Source organism: Ectobacillus antri (genome assembly GCF_003852715.1).
Taxonomy (GTDB): domain Bacteria; phylum Bacillota; class Bacilli; order Bacillales; family Bacillaceae_G; genus Ectobacillus; species Ectobacillus antri.
This window is the reverse complement of the sequence record NZ_RIAV01000001.1, coordinates 1-14,686: the sequence shown is the minus strand read 5'-3', so window position 1 is coordinate 14,686 and position 14,686 is coordinate 1. Positions and strand designations below refer to the sequence as shown.

Here is a 14,686-nt window from a genome sequence, read left to right as displayed (position 1 = left end):
ATCTTTTCGTACATTTCAAAGTGGGTCGTTTATCGACCTGTTAAATAACTCTTCAGCAATGTAACGGTTTCAGGCGCACGGAGGCGTACCGTTGTTTCTGCTCCAGTCCACAGGATGGTGTTATCAATGAGCACCGAGAAGGTGGGGGCTTTACCGATTTTCACCGAAACACCGGCGTGCTTGAGCTCAGCCCGGAGACGCTTGCTCATCTGCTGCGGTGCGGAAATCAAGATGCTCTCTTTGGCACTGCGGATGTCCTTGTATAAATAAGGCGATTCCCCGGGAAACCAACGTAGCTTTTTGCTAGCGACATCTTCTAAAAAGGCGCGCTCACGCGTGAGGCGTCCTTGTCTTTTTAAATGCAGCGTGAGTTGTGAGAGTGCGAGACGTTTTGCAAGCTGATTTTCCGTGTAGGCAACATCAGCAATTTGAATAAATTTGCCACGGGCTCTTGTTACAGCGACATTGATAAGTCGTTGGTTGTTTTTATTGAAAAATAACACTCCAGGTCGCTCCTGCGGTTCGCTGTCAACTACATCAAAAATTATAACATCGCGCTCCGAACCTTGAAAGCGGTGCACCGTCGCGATGGTTACACCGGTCGCATGAAGCTCACGTGCACAGACAGATAAAAAACGTGCCTGTGCTTTATAAGGGGTAACAATACCGACCGATAGACCTTGCTTGGCATACTGCATGGCCAAATGCAGACTTATAAGGCCCGACACAATGTTGTAGCGTGAGCGTGAAACTGCGTCTGTTAACGCATGTGCTCCCATGTCCTGTGTATCAAGCAGCAACGTAGCCTTGCCAGGAAACGGTCCTTTAGCGGCAATTTCACTGCGCTCATGTGCACTCTCATGGTCAAACACCCTTTCCTCATATATAAAGCTGTTTGTAAAACTAGAAATATCAGGATGCATGCGACGTTGCTCTTTTAGCATATACAAATGAGGATGCAAAAGCTTGCTTTCAATACCCACATGATGAAATATATCCTCACGCAGCCACTTCTCTACAAGCGGATGGCGAGACATAGCAATTGGAGGGAGTTGTTTGAAATCACCGCATACTACGATGCGCTTTCCAAGTGATGCAGCAAAAGCAATTTGCGGCACATATGCCATGCTGACCTCATCCACGACAACTAAATCGTATGTACGCTGATACAAGGCCGGATCAATCGCACATTTTGTCAACGTTGCGCCGATTACTTTCGCACGCTCTGCCTGCTTTTCTTCTTGCTCCTTTAGCTCCAGCCGTAATTTGCGCGCTGCCTTGCGTAGCTCGGACAGCTCTCTTTCATCTTGCTTTGTCAATCTTCCGCGGCTCTTCAGATCATGACGGCGGGCAAGCAACTCTTCCCGTTCGCTTTGCAGAGCCGGATCCGCCAGCTTTGCCGCTAACAAAGAAGGATGTGCCTGTACCGCTTCATCTTGACTATAGCCATAGCGAATCACTTCACCGTCACGCCACTCGTCCCGCGCTGTCAAAAGCCTTGTTACCTCTAGCATCAGCACATCGACCGCAGCGTTGCTGTGCGCGAGTACGAGCACGCTTTTCTCCTTTATCGCGTGCTGGGCAACAACACGCGATAAATGATACGTTTTGCCTGTGCCAGGTGGTCCCCATACATATGTCACATCATTGTAATACGAGCGATAAATAAGTTCGAAATGCGGTCCATTCATTTTCTCCGCATGACGCACCGGTCCCGTACCATTCATCACACGCTGCACGCGCTTCAAACGCTCAGGCGCTTGCTCCGCCTCACTCAGCCGATCGCTAAGTTCCTCAAGTAGCTGCCATGGCTCACTGAACAGCTTCGCTTCTTTTACCGTTTCTCCAATGTACGTATCAAGCTTGATCTCAATTTCAAAACCCTCCGTGCCGAGAATCTCACCGTTCACGTTTTCGCCATCAACCTCTACACGAACCGGCGTATCGCTTGGAAAAAACAGCTCTGTCGTCAATTGAAAGATATAGATAGACGCCTTGCTATCTCGATATAAAAAGCTTCCGTTCACAATCGTGTAACCTGCACCGCCCCTACTTTTCAATTCCTTTACTTCCGCGTCCAAGGCGATGTACCATTCCTTTATTACCTGCATGTTATCCGATCCTTTTCTGTAGATTCACGAATGTTTATTGTATAAGATGACATGCCATTTTGCCAATTTCGTTAACCTCAAATCTCCTCTCCTTTGTGCTCCGCGAGACGCTCTTGCGGGACACCTAACCCCAAATCTACTCTCTCTCCTGCTCCGCGAGACGTTCTTGCGGGACACCTAATCTCAAATCTACTCTCTCTCCTGCTCCGCGAGACGTTCTTGCGGGACACTTAATCTCAAATCTACTACACCTCCTGCTCCGCGAGACGCTCTTGCGGGACACCTAATCTCAAATCTACTACACCTCCTGCTCCGCGAGACGCTCTTGCGGGACACCTAACCCCAAATCTACTACACCTCCTGCTCCGCGAGACGCTCTTGCGGGACACCTAATCTCAAATCTCCGACACCTCGTGGCCCACAAGGCGTTCTTGCGGCGCTAACTGGTTTTATGCTAACTCTTCAGAGACGCCTCAGTTCCGTCAGAAACCTTCTCCATGTTCTCTCCCCCATGTATGCATCAGCTGTAAGATAGGCATTAGCGTTCTTCCTTTACTAGTTAAAGAATATTCAACTTTAGGTGGTACCGTATTATACTGCGTTCGTTTGAGTAAATTATCTTCTTCAAGTTCTTTTAACTGTTTTGTCAGTACTTTATGACTTACACCAGGTAGCAAGTGATGTAATTCACTATACCGTAATGTACCGTCCACACCTAAATGCCATAAAATCACTGTTTTCCATTTATCCCCTATCTTTCCTAATGTATATTCAATCGAACATTTCAATTTTCCTGTATCATCAAGCTGCGGCTTCATTTAATCAATCCTTTCTTACCTCTAGGTTAGCTTCTTACAAAAAAGTGCGTTCTTCCGAGAATAATAATTGCGAAATATAATAGCTATGTGTTCGATCGTACACACTATATTAGAAAAAAATCATGGAGGAATGCAAATTATGTTCACATATCCTAAAACATTTTCTCATATTGGTCTCTCAGTACCGAACTTAGAGCAAGCTGTTACATTTTATACTGATGTGTTTGGTTGGTATGTTATTATGGAGCCTTCAGATGTAAAAAATGATGACACACCTATTGGTCAAATGTGTCGAGACGTATTTGGAGAAGACTGGGAAACATTCAGAATTGCCCATTTAGCTACCGGAGATAAAATTGGCATAGAGCTGTTTGAATTTCCTCAAAATGAAACACCTAAAAATAACTTTGAGTATTGGAAAACAGGTATTTTTCATTTTTGCATTCAAGACCCAGACATTGAGGGTCTTGTAGAAAAAATTAAGCAACACGGCGGAAAACAGCGAATGCCTATTAGAGAATATTACCCTGGAGAAAAACCGTATAAAATGGTTTACGTTGAAGATCCATTTGGAAACATTTTCGAGATTTACACTCATAGCTATGAATTAACGTATTCACAAGGTGCTTACTAACTACGGAGCTTTCTCTGCATCAAATTAAAAAAGGGCCTTTTCCCATATAAGGGAAAGGGCCTTCTTAAAACTCGTGGCGGTTGCTTCGTACATATTGCTCTACTTTTTTTACTGGAACAATTCTTTTGAGACGTTTTTCCAATAAAGTCATTTCCGCATGCAAAACGGGATTGTTGTGTAAATCGTCACGCGATACCGAAAAGCCGCTGAGCTGCTTCGGATAATTGCGCACGCGCAGCCATTCTTCTACCTCTTTCAATAATGCGACGAGCTCTGGCAAATCAAAGTAAGCAGCTGCCTGCACAATGGCCGGCCAGTCTTTGTCTTTTGCATAAAAATAAGCACTCCACCAATAAAACTCTTCTGTTCCTTTTCTCACATGCTGATAGTACACATAAAACATAAACAAAGCCTGCTGGCTGGCGTTTAGGCGATTATAAAACTGCGACCCGTCGCGCCCAGCCACGCGCTCCGCTTTGTATGCTGCCAACAGCGGCCGAAAATACGACAAACTTAGCTCTCCGTCCTGCACTACATCCCGAATACGAAGCTCCCTCCTTTACAGTTCCATACGGTTGAGAATGTTGATTAGTTTGGATGCCGAGATTTCCGCGTCGAATGCCTCGTGATCAAATACAACGCGTGTTGCGCCTGCTCTATGCGCACGTCTGATTACTTCAGCAAGCTGCGGTGCAGTAAAACGGGCAGCAACTCGGTCGCGTCCGGCGTTTGCGGCTGCTTCATCTGTAAAAATAACAACCGTATCTTCCTCAATATATGGAACAAACAAACTGAACATAACATTATCGCCCACTTTTTCTCTGCTCGGTAATACAAAGGCCTCTTTACCACCATAACGCATGTCGTTCAGCAGTTGCATCACGACATATTCTTCTTTCTCCAAAATAGGCTCTTCTCCCTGCACAACAAAGCATTGATTTACTACATCGTAAATAATTGCCCGTACAAAGTGGCTACCTTCGTCAATCATGACCTCCGCCACGCCGCTGAACATACCGCTGTATAGCGTCAACGTAATTTCATCCAATTTGATGCGGCGCACGAGCGGACGCTCGTTCTTTTCAAAGCTATAATATCGCGCAAACGTTTCCGCAATTTCACGTTCTGAAAACAACCAAAAGCTTGGCACACCCTCAGCGTTCAAACCACAAAACATCGGTGCTGTTTCGTTGGCCAGTTCCGCCTCGTCCGCTTCAGGTCCCATAATCGTATAGATTTCGTCTTGTGTTAATAAGTTGCGCAGTACATCTTCGTACATCGTATAAAATACTTCGCGGTCATCTCCTGTATATTCTTGCCAGACTGCAATTTGCTGTTGTAAGGTTTGTTTTGACATGATGTTAACTCCTGACTGTTAAGAATGTAATCGCTTTATTATGTATTTTACCAGTTTCTTTTCTGTTTTGGCGAGTATATTCTTTTCCCACCAATATACAAGAAAAAGACCCCTGTTCCATTTCCTATACGGAGTCTTTTTCATTCAATTGCCTGTTACAACCACATTTTAAATTTGTAAAGTAGCTGCACCGGATGACCAATCACCCCATGTTCCCGTCGGTACAATTTTCAATGCGATATGCTTTTGGAGATGAGAACTAACTTAATCTCATATCCATGTGGCTTTCGAAGTTTTCATAAAGAATCGTACCCCTGCCTCCTTTATAAACAAAAGATAACATGTATAAGCCATCACTTGCGGCGCAAACGCATAAAAACTAGAGAAGCCAATAAGAGCAGTGCCAAGCAAATCAGATAGCTATTACTGAATAAAAAAGCTGATTTCTCTTGCACAAGTAGGTTCACACTAATACGATGCGACGAAGCATCTAGGATTTTCCCCATGATAGCGCCGATTAATGCACTTGCTATAAAATTCAGCATGGAGAAAACACCCATACCCGCTCCAGCTTGTTCACGCGCAAGTGCGCCCGATACCAAACTTGCCATAGCTGTTTGTCCGAAGGTAAAGCCAATGTTAGCCAAAATAAGAAATGCAAGGATGAACCATTTGCTTTGTCCAGAAACCGTCGACAATCCCATATACGCAAGCATCAGCATACCAAAGGCTGTTACAACTGTCACGCTGCTTCCCTTTCTATCTGTTAATACGCCTCCAACTCTACCAAGAAGAGCTGCCGCTAAAGCACCTGGAAACATCATAAAACCGATTTCAGCAGGCGGTAAGTTATTCAAACGCGCAAGCATGATAGGAGTAATGAATGTTACGCCAAATACAGCACCGGAGAACAAAAAGCTAACCAGCAACGCCTTACCGTACTGTTTATTCGTGAATAGCTCCATATTTAAAAACGGATATGCGGTTCGTTTAGAACGCCATATAAATAAAGTGCCGGCAAGCAAGACCATCATAAGCATCACGGTGTTGCTATTTGTAATGGCAAGCATTACAGCTGCTATGGTAGCAGCCAAAAGCCCCGCACCTAGTACATCCACACGTCCTCGCTGCGGTTGATCCTTGGGCAAATTCTTCCAAAAACCAGGTAACGTTAGTAACGCTAACAAAGAAATCAAAAACAAATAACGCCAGCCCATACTACCTGTAAATAATCCAGAAATAATAGGACCGATGGCAGTACCGAATGCAAGCGAGGAGGAAATAATACCTAACACCTTGCCTCTATTTTCTGGCTCTACATATTTAACAGGCACACTCATCGCTACAGCCGGAATAACAGATGCACCAAGTGATTGCAGTAGGCGGGCACCGATAAGTATGCTGTAGTTTTGCGCCAATAAACCAAAGAGCGAACCAAGCGCAAAAACGCCAAGTCCTCCTGTTAATAAGTACTTGAGCTGATATTGGTCGGCAAGTTTACCATATACGACTGAACCAATTGCATATACAATAATGTATCCTGTTACGACCCAGCTCACTTGTGACGGAGACAAAGCAAAGTCACTAGCAATTGTCGGTAACGCAACATTAAACATCGTTGCATTCATAACAGAAATAATTAGTAAAAAGCTAAGCAGGCGAATTGCTTGTTTGGATAGAATCATGATGAAACACCTCTTTTATCTCAAGTTAAGATAGTTGTTTAAACAAGTATTTTAATAGAAAAATTACTGCAAATTTGCAGCGATTTTTCGAAGTACCTCTTTGCATAACTCCACAGACGCCGGACTAATCCCTTCACTTGCCTCTTCGATGGTACGCTGCGCCTCGGTAACGGCAGCGCTCTTCAGCGCCTTTCCTTCTTCGGTCAAATAGATAAGCTTCACGCGGCGATCCTTTGCATCTGCTTTTCTGCAAACAAGCCCCCTTTTCATTAAGTTATCTACAATACGAGATGTACTAGGCTGGTCTCGATCCGTCATGCAGGCTAAATCGGTTTGTGGTCTCCCATCTCGGTCCCACAATACATTCAACACAGTCCATTGCTCAAAGGTCAAATCAACTCCCGCTTGCTTTATGTTATGCACCAAACGATTTGACATGGCTCTTCCCGCACTATTAATGATAAAACCAAGCGATTCTCGAAGCTCGTAGTTCATGTGAGAACCTCCTTTTTTGTTTACGATTGTAGTATATAAAAAAATAGTTGTTTATGCAAGTATTTTCATGCTAGCAATTACCCAATGATACAGAAATATGTCTATACTACATGCAATATATACTCCAGTTGTATCGGGGTCTCCCTTTGATTCACTTTTCCCGCAGGAGTCTCACTACCTTCACTCCAATCAACAAGTGCTAATTCTTTAACACAGCCATAAAATAAAAGCAGCACAGCGCTGCTTTTATTCCTTACTATATACCCTATGCTTCATAATATAGTCATACACTTCATCTCGCATCAAGTACCTTGGATAGCGTCCCATCCCAATTTCATCGCGAATATATTTGGAGCCAACCTCCATTGCGATTCCTTTATCAACAAGGTGAAAGCGCGTGACATCATGATATTTTCGCAGAAGCAAACTTTTCGAGATTACCTTTGGCATGTCGATGCCACCATGTGACATGATGACAAACTTATTTTCACGAATGAGTTCTTCACGGTACTTCCAGTGTCTATGAATTGGCATTTCCGGATTATCAATATCCGCAAGTAAATCTGCACCCATAATAAAATACTCCATAGTAAAATATGTATACTGTTTACCGATACCCGCACGCTCTTTCATATCATAGTCATCGGCACGAAAGAGCGTATTGTTGCGAATAGCAAGCTGAAGCATATTCCAGCGATGCTTGTCGCTCGTTTTTGTCACCTTTCCATCACCGCGGTACTGACAGCAGGGTACAAATTCCACGAATCGAAAGCCACACAGATCCGCAAGGGTTTTCGCCATAAAAAATGCGAATCCGTGATTGGATTAAATGAAGAGCCGAACACACCTATTTTTATCGCCTCATCACTTTTTCTTGTACTTCTTTAATGCGTAACATTTTATTGTCCCAGCATGCCTGCGACAAGTCAACCGGATACTCCTCCGGCATGAGAGAGCGTTTGTATTCATCCCAAAGTATATTCAAATTTTCTTTTAAAAAAGCTTGTATCTCTTGTAAGGATGGTGATTCATAGACTAGCTTGCCACTGTCAAAAATAATATGATGTAAATCGCGCGCTTCAAAGTTTGTGACAAACTTGCTGACGAAGGTATGAACAGGATGGAACATTTTTAAATGATGCTCCGCCTGCGGATTTTCATGCGCAAGCGCAATATAATCACCTTCGGATTTACCATTTGTTTTGTTAATGATACGGTACACACGCTTAAGGCCGGGCGTGGTCACTTTTTCTGGATTGGCGCTAATTTTAATGGTATCAACCATTTCTCCATTGTCCTCAATAGATACCATTTTGTATACCGCACCGAGCGCAGGTTGATCGTAAGCGGTAATTACTTTCGTACCAATGCCCCACATATCGATGCGCGCACCTTGCGAACGCAAGTTAATGATTGTTTCCTCGTTGAGGTCATTAGAAGCAATAATTTTGGTTTCTGTAAATCCTGCCGCATCTAGCATTTTGCGTGCTTCTTTGGATAAATACGCTAAATCGCCACTATCAAGGCGAATGCCTTTAAATATAATACGATCGCCCATCTCTTGTGCGACGCGAATCGCGTTCGGTACACCCGATTTTAAAGTATCGTACGTATCAACCAAAAACACACAATCGCGGTGACTTTCCGCATATTTGCGAAACGCCGTATATTCATCGCGATATGCCTGAACCAGCGCGTGCGCGTGCGTACCAGCAACTGGTATACCAAACAGCTTACCAGCGCGCACATTGGACGTTGCGGAAAAGCCACCGATAAATGCAGCGCGCGTACCCCAGACAGCAGCATCCATTTCATGGGCGCGTCTTGTGCCAAACTCCAATGCCTGTTGCTCACCGATGACAGTCTTAATACGAGCTGCTTTTGTCGCAATGAGTGTTTGATAGTTAATGATGTTGAGAACAGCTGTTTCAATGAGCTGCGCTTCTACAAGGGGCGCTTCAATACGTAATATTGGCTCATTGGCAAATACCAATTCTCCTTCTCGCATGGAGCGTACCGTACCAGTAAAACGAATTCCTTTTAAGTATGTGAGAAAATCCTCTTCATAATGAAGCTCCTCGCGTAAATATGCAAGATCACTTTCTGTGAGGTGAAAGTCCTGTAAATACTGAATTAGGCGCTCCAGACCTGCGAACACAGCAAAACCGTTGCCAAACGGCAATCTACGAAAAAACACCTCAAATACAGCTCGTTTTTCATGAATACCGTCTTGCCAATATGTTTTCGCCATATTAATTTGATATAAATCGGTATGCAACGAAAAACTGTCGTCTCGATACGTCGCGCTCATCTTTGTTTCCTCCCTATCTTACTTCGGCTCCCAACGTCATTTTAAAATGCCCCAGCGCCCAATCATGGCCAACCTGGTTAAAGCTTGCGACCGCTTTTTCATGAATCACGATGGAAAAGCCTTTATTGTACGCATCCACTGCTGTATGCAAGCAGCAAATATCGGTACAGCAGCCCACGATATGTACCTCTGTGATGCCGCGCTCGCGCAGTTTCGTCTCCAAATCAGTGCCCGCAAATGCGCTATAGCGCGTTTTATCCATCCAATATACATTGGATTTATCTTTGTTTTCTTGATATAAGGGCTCGAGTGCGCCGTACAACTTACGACCTTCTGTATTTCTAATATTGTGCGGCGGGAACAATTTCGTTTCTGGATGATATGTATCGCCTTTTTCATGCAAATCAATCGCGAACACAACATAGTTACCGCTTTCAATGAATTCCTTTGTTAAGCGAACAAGCTCCGCTTCAATTGCTTGCCCCGGCTCGCCGCATGTAAGTGCGCCGTCCGCCGCGATAAAATCATTAGTGTAATCAATGTTCAGTAGTGCTTTCATGATAGTATATCCTCCTCTTCTTTTAATAACGCGCCGTATAAATTGATTTTACGACATTCCTGTCTATAAACTCAAACAGCTGCGCTGGTATTTTTAATGTACGTTGTGTTTTTCTGCCTGCTACAGGATGAATAAATGGAAAATTTTCGATTTTATGCAAGAAGCTTGCTTCACTAGTAATGACCGGATCGTTCGTTACGGTTTTTAACACCGCCTGCAGTAAATCCTCTCGTATAATGCGAATTGCATCGGTGATAATATCATGGTGGTCAAACGCAAGGTTAAGCTTCAGCGCCTCCTCCATCCCAAACAAGGCTACCTCTGCTGCGTCATCTGCCGCGCGGGTCACGTCCCGGTCTGTCATACATACCAACATGCTTCATATGAATGTCAGTGATACCTGTTTCCTCCGCAAGTTCACGCTTTGCCGCCTGCAACGCTGTTTCATCTGGCTGCACAAAACCGCCCGGCAATGCCCATTTGCTACATTCTATATTGTAGTGCCCTTTTGCAGTACGGACGGCGCGCTTAATCAGCATGATTTGTAGCGTCATCAACGGCTCACTGTAATCGGACACAATCGTGAACACTGCGATGTCCGTTTGATGTATGGTACTTGCGGACATCGTATTGCTCCATTTCCTTTTCGTTGCTCATAGGAGATGCACCTCTTTTTAATTAACAATTTGTTTATTATATGTAATTGATTTGAAAAGTCTATATAAAAGTTTCTATGACTTGCAAGTCCCTCGCCTTGTTGATATAGTCCGGATTGTTTTCTCGCTGATGAACAATTCGCAGGCGATTTCCTTCGTCGTCAAGCAGCTCGAACACGTGTGACTAATTGTGCACGAATCATGGCAGTTTTTCTTGCGGGACACCTAACCTCAAGTTTCCTCTCTCGTGGTCTGCGAAACACGCTTGCGGGACACCTAACCTCAGATTTTCTCTCTCTTGTGGTCCGTGAGACGCTCTTGCGGGACACCTAACCTCAGATTTTCTCTCTCTCGTGGTCTGCGAAACACTCTTGCGGGACACCTAACCTCAGATTTTCTCTCTCTTGTGGTCCGTGAGACGCTCTTGCGGGGCACCTAACCTCAGATTTTCTCTCTCTCGTGGTCTGCGAAACACTCTTGCGGGACACCTAATCTTAGATAGGTTACACTTAGCTGGACAAAGTTCATATCAATTCAATTTATAAATCGATAAAGAAAAAGGCCTCTGACACTAGAGGCCTTTCGTATGTATCTTCAGATTCAGTTCGCAAAGGGTATACACCCCCTTTATCATGAAAAGACCTATCACCAATATTGTGATAGGTCCTGTTTTTATTTGACTCTGCTAAAGTTCATTGTTGATTTCCGTTACGAAGGTTCGCGTTCTGCGGTAGCCAGAGAGCCCACCCCCATCAACAAGTGCCGGTTCGCAACATCAGGCTTTATTTTAGCTTAATCATTTCATATTTGCCACCGGACCAGCCCAGACCAGAGGATACTTCTAAATCGTAGCTTGCTACATCGGCTGGCAGTTCGAAGACGACTTTACCTGCTTTAGAGATGCCAGGATTGATTTCTTTTAAGAAGAAGCCAATATCACCTTCATTTACGTACATATCATACTCGATATTAGCCTCGTATTCGTTACCGCCCGCTTTGATGCGGAACATCTCTCCATCTACCAGACGTGCTTTTTTATCACCATTTTTCACATCTACTTCCACAATGACGAATTTACCAGACGTTGTTTTATCACCAAGAACATTTGACAGTTTATTCGTCTCATTGACACTTTTTACCGTATACGTAAACTTATCGACTGTAACGGCTTCGTTCAAGCCAAACACTTTTTTCGCTGCCTTCTCTGTTTTTGCCGGTTCCGCTGCTTTTTCAACTTTCGCTGGTTGCGCTGCAGTCTCTTTGCTTTCCTCTCCGCCGTTTACTGCTACTGCGATTACAATTACCGCTAGCACCCAAAACCAAAATTTCTTGTAAAACGGTTTTTTCACTTTTTCCTTTGCCATGGTTTCATTCCTCCTAGGTTATATATAATGGTTGCTGTTTACAACCTTATAATAGAATGTAATGCGGCACTATTTACGTCGCATAAATAATATCTTTTCAAAAATTTGCAAGCCACATTATAGGCTGTGCGCGTACCTATTCTCTACCGTTTGAAATGAATTCAGATAGTGTGACATCTCCTCCGCAAATACACCCGCACTTGACAGAGGCTGTATATGATCTTCCTCGAGTAAAGCGGGACATACCTTTACTTCGTCTGCTTCCTGCCAAAGCAAATACCCAATCGTACCGGCACCAGCCAGAAATGCGCCCGGTACGCGCTGCGCCTCCATCACATATGATGAACCCATAATCGTTTGCGCTTTTCCATGTGTGACACTGCTTGTGAAGTTGACATATACGTATTGCCCTTCCTGAAGTACACAGCACAACTCCTCTACCGTATAGGACTTGTCTAAAATCCTTGGTAGATCAAAGTTTTCTAGATTTTCCACGGGCAATACCGTTCGTACAAATACCCCTTCGCCTCGTTTCATGACATCTGTTAAAAAGGCTTTCACGTTCATTGCTTCTCCTCCATTCGTTTTTATAGCTTTATTGTAAAAAAGAATGCGGCAACATATATGGCACGTTACAAAAATTTGGTACGATACATCTGTCAGCAATAAGCAGAAATGAACAGGTGCAAAACAAACGCACGCGTTATACTGAAGAAGCGAGGTGATCATATGGGATGGACGGAAGAATTACAGGCGGCGATTGATTATTTGGAAAATGGTTTGACGAAGGGGTATTCTGTAGAGGAAGCTGCGAAGCGGGCCCATATATCGGTGTTTCACTTTCAGCGTTTGTTCTCTGTGTTAACTGGAATGAGCGTGGGTGATTATGTCAGGAAAAGGCGTTTGACACTAGCAGGACAAGAATTGGCATTTCATAACGCCCGTGTGCTAGATACGGCACTAAAGTATGGCTATGAAACACCAGAAGCGTTCGCAAAAGCATTCAAACGTCAGCACGGGCTCCCACCGTCTGAAGTAAAAGGAGCACCCGCCGGCTTAACTGTATACAATCGTTTGGTCATCTCAGTTCTATTAAAAGGAGCGGATCCAATGAAAGTGAGAATGGAAGAAAAAGAGGTCTTTTCAATTGTGGGTGTGAAGCGCACCTTTTCGTGCGAAAACAATGAACAACAGCGGGAAATCCCGAAGATGTGGGCAGAAGTGCATCAAAACGGTATGAATGATGAATTAGTATCTTTAAACAACGGTGTAGTTAAAGGTGTACTCGGTGTTTGCCGCGCGCTAGACGCACAGGCGAAAACCATCGAGTACTGGATTGCCGCAGCACATGATACTGCCGACACACCAAAGCACCTCGAGCGTCTTACGTTAGCACCGGCAACCTATGCAATTTTTGAAGTACACGGTCCGATGCCGCATGCGATGCAGGATATGTGGAACCGGATTTACTCTGAATGGTTTCCATCTAATCCATACCGACCAGCCGGCGCGGCGGAGCTCGAGGTATATCCATTAGAAGACGCAATGAAGGAAGATTACTACTCTGAAATTTGGATTCCCATTGTTCCTAAAGCATGATGTGGAAGCGAATGGAATGCATTGCGATTTACAGCGCTCATATCGAAAGCTCAATTGCTTTTTATGAGGCAATGGGTTTAGAAAAGGCTTGGGATGTGTATCAAGATGACGAAGAGAGATGGAAATTGGTTGGAATGCGCTTTCCTCAAGGAAATACCGAGCTCGTTTTGAAAAACAATCCGCACCTGCAAATGGCAGATATAGAAATTGTGGTAGAGAATGTCTGGGCGGTATATGAAGCATTGCGGCCGCGCTCGGATGTCCGGTGGATTCGAACGCCTTTCCCTAACCCACTTGGCGGTCATGTTGCTGTGATGCAAGCACCGGATGGGCATGTATTTGTACTAGTGGGCGCATAGAAAAAAGGTTGGGACAAAAGGTTTTTGACCAAAGAAAAATCCGAACTATTAGTCGGAATTCTCTACTCAGAATTCATTTTAGTTCGGACTTTTCATTTATTAGTGTTGTTTCTTCTCGATTCTTTCAGTTTTAGAGTTACATGATGCAGTGATGTCCCAGCCTCTTTTCTTATCATTCACCTGACTGCCTGTGATAATTTCGCAGCAGCATACCGTTGGATCGCATCATGCCAAATTCTTCGTAATAAGGCAGTAAGTCGTCGTCACAGCACAAATCGATCATATATATATGTTCCAGTTCTTTCAGCATACGGGTCATTAGCTCCTTGCCAATTCCTTTTTGCTGATAGGCAGGCAATACTTCCAGCAGCGGAATGTAAGCGGAAAGAACACCGTCGCTAATGGCAGTGATAAATCCCACTACTTGATTCGTTTGCTCGTCGATTGCCAAGATAACCTTGTTGCTATTTTGTAGCAATTGCAAGTGTGTTTGCGGCTTTGGCGGATTGGGCCATCCAACGAAAAATCCTGTTAACATGTCTGCCGTAATACCTTCTGATGAATGCGTATATATCATACTCCATCACCCCCCTATTTTTTAGTCAAGTTGTTGATTGGAGTGAACTACCCGCCACCTACGCTTCGCTTAGAGGTGGGGGCTTCTAAGGTAATCGTACCTCACGGTACGAAATTGACTTAGCTATTGAGCCTATTCCATGCTCTATATATGATTATGCT

Annotated in this window: 17 protein-coding genes; 3 read left to right on the top strand and 14 right to left on the bottom strand. The window is 44.2% G+C overall.

Features of this window, described 5'->3' with window-relative positions:
• Nucleotides 1-29: 29 nt before the first annotated feature.
• On the bottom strand, nt 30-2,111 hold the full coding sequence (locus EEJ45_RS00080) for an AAA domain-containing protein (protein WP_124562755.1): 2,082 nt from the start codon (nt 2,109-2,111) through the stop codon (nt 30-32).
• Nucleotides 2,112-2,593: 482 nt separating this feature from the next.
• Complete coding sequence (locus EEJ45_RS00075; RefSeq protein WP_124562754.1) at nt 2,594-2,929, bottom strand: winged helix-turn-helix transcriptional regulator; 336 nt, start codon at nt 2,927-2,929, stop codon at nt 2,594-2,596.
• A gap of 139 nt (nt 2,930-3,068) precedes the next feature.
• Between EEJ45_RS00075 and EEJ45_RS00070 the strand changes: the two genes are divergently transcribed.
• Nucleotides 3,069-3,563, top strand: coding sequence for a lactoylglutathione lyase family protein (locus EEJ45_RS00070; RefSeq protein WP_124562753.1), 495 nt, complete (start codon nt 3,069-3,071; stop codon nt 3,561-3,563).
• A 64-nt stretch (nt 3,564-3,627) separates the two neighbouring features.
• Here EEJ45_RS00070 and EEJ45_RS00065 read toward each other — a convergent pair whose 3' ends face one another.
• The 11 genes from EEJ45_RS00065 to EEJ45_RS00020 all read right to left on the bottom strand — a co-directional run bounded on the left by EEJ45_RS00065 (nt 3,628) and on the right by EEJ45_RS00020 (nt 12,557).
• Nucleotides 3,628-4,074 (bottom strand): hypothetical protein, encoded by a 447-nt coding sequence (locus EEJ45_RS00065; protein ID WP_124562752.1) that lies wholly within the window; start codon nt 4,072-4,074, stop codon nt 3,628-3,630.
• Nucleotides 4,075-4,122: 48 nt separating this feature from the next.
• Nucleotides 4,123-4,920, bottom strand: coding sequence for a hypothetical protein (locus EEJ45_RS00060; RefSeq protein ID WP_124562751.1), 798 nt, complete (start codon nt 4,918-4,920; stop codon nt 4,123-4,125).
• 353 nt (nt 4,921-5,273) lie between these two features.
• The gene (locus tag EEJ45_RS00055; RefSeq protein ID WP_124562750.1) at nt 5,274-6,605 is read right to left on the bottom strand and encodes an MFS transporter; all 1,332 of its coding nucleotides are present in this window, start codon (nt 6,603-6,605) and stop codon (nt 5,274-5,276) included.
• Nucleotides 6,606-6,668: 63 nt separating this feature from the next.
• A complete protein-coding gene (locus tag EEJ45_RS00050) occupies nt 6,669-7,100 on the bottom strand; it encodes a MarR family winged helix-turn-helix transcriptional regulator (protein ID WP_124562749.1) in 432 nt (143 codons plus the stop codon).
• A 246-nt stretch (nt 7,101-7,346) separates the two neighbouring features.
• Nucleotides 7,347-7,862, bottom strand: coding sequence for a nicotinate-nicotinamide nucleotide adenylyltransferase (locus EEJ45_RS00045; RefSeq protein ID WP_342769323.1), 516 nt, complete (start codon nt 7,860-7,862; stop codon nt 7,347-7,349).
• 91 nt (nt 7,863-7,953) lie between these two features.
• A complete protein-coding gene (locus EEJ45_RS00040) occupies nt 7,954-9,411 on the bottom strand; it encodes a nicotinate phosphoribosyltransferase (protein WP_124562747.1) in 1,458 nt (485 codons plus the stop codon).
• 13 nt (nt 9,412-9,424) lie between these two features.
• Nucleotides 9,425-9,973: a cysteine hydrolase family protein gene (locus EEJ45_RS00035; protein WP_124562746.1), complete on the bottom strand. Its 549-nt coding sequence runs from the start codon at nt 9,971-9,973 to the stop codon at nt 9,425-9,427.
• Nucleotides 9,974-9,992: 19 nt separating this feature from the next.
• Nucleotides 9,993-10,334 carry a hypothetical protein gene (locus tag EEJ45_RS18915; RefSeq protein ID WP_342769321.1) on the bottom strand — a complete coding sequence of 114 codons (342 nt, stop codon included), beginning with the start codon at nt 10,332-10,334 and terminating at the stop codon, nt 9,993-9,995.
• Entirely contained in the window at nt 10,300-10,596 is a 297-nt protein-coding gene (locus EEJ45_RS18910; RefSeq protein WP_342769320.1) for an NUDIX domain-containing protein, read from the bottom strand. Before EEJ45_RS18910 ends, EEJ45_RS18915 begins: the two co-directional genes overlap by 35 nt.
• An 812-nt stretch (nt 10,597-11,408) precedes the next feature.
• Nucleotides 11,409-11,990, bottom strand: a complete 582-nt coding sequence (locus tag EEJ45_RS00025; protein WP_124562745.1) for a DUF4352 domain-containing protein — start codon at nt 11,988-11,990, stop codon at nt 11,409-11,411.
• Nucleotides 11,991-12,107: 117 nt separating this feature from the next.
• Complete coding sequence (locus EEJ45_RS00020; protein WP_124562744.1) at nt 12,108-12,557, bottom strand: hypothetical protein; 450 nt, start codon at nt 12,555-12,557, stop codon at nt 12,108-12,110.
• Nucleotides 12,558-12,719: 162 nt separating this feature from the next.
• Here EEJ45_RS00020 and EEJ45_RS00015 point away from each other — a divergent pair, with 162 nt between their 5' ends.
• Both EEJ45_RS00015 and EEJ45_RS00010 read left to right on the top strand, forming a co-directional pair.
• Nucleotides 12,720-13,589, top strand: coding sequence for an AraC family transcriptional regulator (locus tag EEJ45_RS00015; RefSeq protein WP_124562743.1), 870 nt, complete (start codon nt 12,720-12,722; stop codon nt 13,587-13,589).
• Complete coding sequence (locus EEJ45_RS00010; RefSeq protein WP_124563175.1) at nt 13,589-13,948, top strand: VOC family protein; 360 nt, start codon at nt 13,589-13,591, stop codon at nt 13,946-13,948. Before EEJ45_RS00015 ends, EEJ45_RS00010 begins: the two co-directional genes overlap by 1 nt.
• Before the next feature lie 172 nt (nt 13,949-14,120).
• Here the strand turns inward: EEJ45_RS00010 and EEJ45_RS00005 are convergent, their stop codons facing one another.
• The gene (locus EEJ45_RS00005; RefSeq protein ID WP_124562742.1) at nt 14,121-14,525 is read right to left on the bottom strand and encodes a GNAT family N-acetyltransferase; all 405 of its coding nucleotides are present in this window, start codon (nt 14,523-14,525) and stop codon (nt 14,121-14,123) included.
• Nucleotides 14,526-14,686: the final 161 nt, after the last annotated feature.

What these genes read in the sequence shown, in the direction of transcription:
- EEJ45_RS00080 (WP_124562755.1), bottom strand. Translation starts at nt 2,111, where the DNA reads ATGCAGGTAATAAAGGAATGGTACATCGCCTTGGACGCGGAAGTAAAG.
- EEJ45_RS00025 (WP_124562745.1), bottom strand. Translation starts at nt 11,990, where the DNA reads ATGGCAAAGGAAAAAGTGAAAAAACCGTTTTACAAGAAATTTTGGTTT.
- EEJ45_RS00050 (WP_124562749.1), bottom strand. Translation starts at nt 7,100, where the DNA reads ATGAACTACGAGCTTCGAGAATCGCTTGGTTTTATCATTAATAGTGCG.
- EEJ45_RS00010 (WP_124563175.1), top strand. Translation starts at nt 13,589, where the DNA reads ATGTGGAAGCGAATGGAATGCATTGCGATTTACAGCGCTCATATCGAA.
- EEJ45_RS00005 (WP_124562742.1), bottom strand. Translation starts at nt 14,525, where the DNA reads ATGATATATACGCATTCATCAGAAGGTATTACGGCAGACATGTTAACA.
- EEJ45_RS18910 (WP_342769320.1), bottom strand. Translation starts at nt 10,596, where the DNA reads ATGTCCGCAAGTACCATACATCAAACGGACATCGCAGTGTTCACGATT.
- EEJ45_RS00020 (WP_124562744.1), bottom strand. Translation starts at nt 12,557, where the DNA reads ATGAACGTGAAAGCCTTTTTAACAGATGTCATGAAACGAGGCGAAGGG.
- EEJ45_RS00040 (WP_124562747.1), bottom strand. Translation starts at nt 9,411, where the DNA reads ATGAGCGCGACGTATCGAGACGACAGTTTTTCGTTGCATACCGATTTA.
- EEJ45_RS00070 (WP_124562753.1), top strand. Translation starts at nt 3,069, where the DNA reads ATGTTCACATATCCTAAAACATTTTCTCATATTGGTCTCTCAGTACCG.
- EEJ45_RS00015 (WP_124562743.1), top strand. Translation starts at nt 12,720, where the DNA reads ATGGGATGGACGGAAGAATTACAGGCGGCGATTGATTATTTGGAAAAT.
- EEJ45_RS00075 (WP_124562754.1), bottom strand. Translation starts at nt 2,929, where the DNA reads ATGAAGCCGCAGCTTGATGATACAGGAAAATTGAAATGTTCGATTGAA.
- EEJ45_RS00060 (WP_124562751.1), bottom strand. Translation starts at nt 4,920, where the DNA reads ATGTCAAAACAAACCTTACAACAGCAAATTGCAGTCTGGCAAGAATAT.
- EEJ45_RS18915 (WP_342769321.1), bottom strand. Translation starts at nt 10,334, where the DNA reads ATGACAGACCGGGACGTGACCCGCGCGGCAGATGACGCAGCAGAGGTA.
- EEJ45_RS00055 (WP_124562750.1), bottom strand. Translation starts at nt 6,605, where the DNA reads ATGATTCTATCCAAACAAGCAATTCGCCTGCTTAGCTTTTTACTAATT.